Annotated in this window: 1 tRNA gene and 1 pseudogene; one reads left to right on the plus strand and one right to left on the minus strand. The window is 40.3% G+C overall.

The annotated features are described in order from the left end of the window. A pseudogene (locus HMPREF0848_RS10055) lies at window positions 1-1,227 on the plus strand (ISL3 family transposase); the annotation flags it as partial. A gap of 78 nt (window positions 1,228-1,305) precedes the next feature. On the opposite strand, the gene HMPREF0848_RS10060 reads toward HMPREF0848_RS10055, so the two are convergent. Continuing rightward, window positions 1,306-1,379, minus strand: a tRNA-Asn gene (locus tag HMPREF0848_RS10060).

The following is a 1,379-nucleotide window of genomic DNA, read 5'->3' on the forward strand; positions in this document are numbered from 1 at the left end:
CACAGAATTAATCGGAATTAAAGACCCAAATATCATTATTTCTCTTGTTTTGAAAAGATACCTACATCGAGGTTCAAGCAACACTCGATTACCCTGCACCACCATGTCCTCACTGCCAAGGAAAGATGATCAAATATGACTTTCAAAAACCTTCTAAAATTCCTCTCCTTGAACAAGCTGGAACACCTACACTATTACGTCTTAAAAAGCGTCGTTTCCAGTGTAAAAGTTGTAGGAGAGTCACGGTAGCTAAGACATCAATCGTTGAGAAAAACTGCCAAATCTCCAATCTAGTCCGGCAAAAAGTTGCACAGCTCCTTACTGAAAAGGTGTCACTAACAGATATTGCCAGAAGACTTCGTGTATCAACGTCCACTGTCTATCGTAAGCTTGACCAGTTTACTTTCAAGGAGCATTATGACAAGCTCCCAGCTGTTATGTCTTGGGATGAGTTTGGGTTCAAGAAAGGTGAACTCGCTTTTGTGGCGCAAAACTATGAGACCAACAAACTCATAACCATCCTTGATAATCGCCGTCAAACCACGATTCGAAACCACTTTTTGAAGTATCCATTGAAGGTTCGCCAAAAAGTGCAGTTTATTACAATGGATATGTCAGGAGCCTATATCCCACTAGCTCGTAGACTTTTCCCGAACGCCGAAATCATTATTGATCGTTTCCACATAATCCAACACCTTGGTCGAGCCTTTTTGAAGACAAGAATTGCCATTATGAACCAGTTTGATAAGAAGTCACTCCCTTATCGAGCCTTGAAAAATCACTGGAGACTCTTCCAAAAGGACAGCCGTAAGTTATCTTGTAATCATTTCACTCGAAGACCTTTGGTCAAACCTTAAGTCCACATGAAGTCGTTAGGAAGACACTGAATTTCTCAGAAGAACTCGCTAACTATTATAACCTCTATCAGCTGTTGCTGTTTCACTTTCAGGAGAAGAGGGTAGATGAGTTTTTCGAGCTCATAGAGGAGAATATAAGCAAGGTCAATCATTACTTCAAAACTGTCTTTAGGACCTTCCTTAAACACAAACCATACATCAAAAATGCGCTAGAAACACATTACTCAAATGCAAAATTGGAGGGGACCAATAAGCTTATCAAAGACATTAAACGTCTGGGCTTCGGTTTTAGAAACTTTATTAACTTTAGGAAGCGTGTTTTCATCACTCTGAACATACAAAAAGAGAAAACCTATCAGGTTCTCTCTAGATGTTAGCTTTTCGTCACCCACTACAGTTGACAAAGAAACAAAAAAAGGTCAGACAAAGTCTGACCACAAGTACTATACTCCGCCAGTAGGACTCGAACCTACGACATCATGATTAACAGTCATGCGCTACTACCAACTGAGCTATGGCGGA

This window comes from Streptococcus sp. C150 (assembly GCF_000187445.1).
GTDB lineage: Bacteria > Bacillota > Bacilli > Lactobacillales > Streptococcaceae > Streptococcus > Streptococcus raffinosi.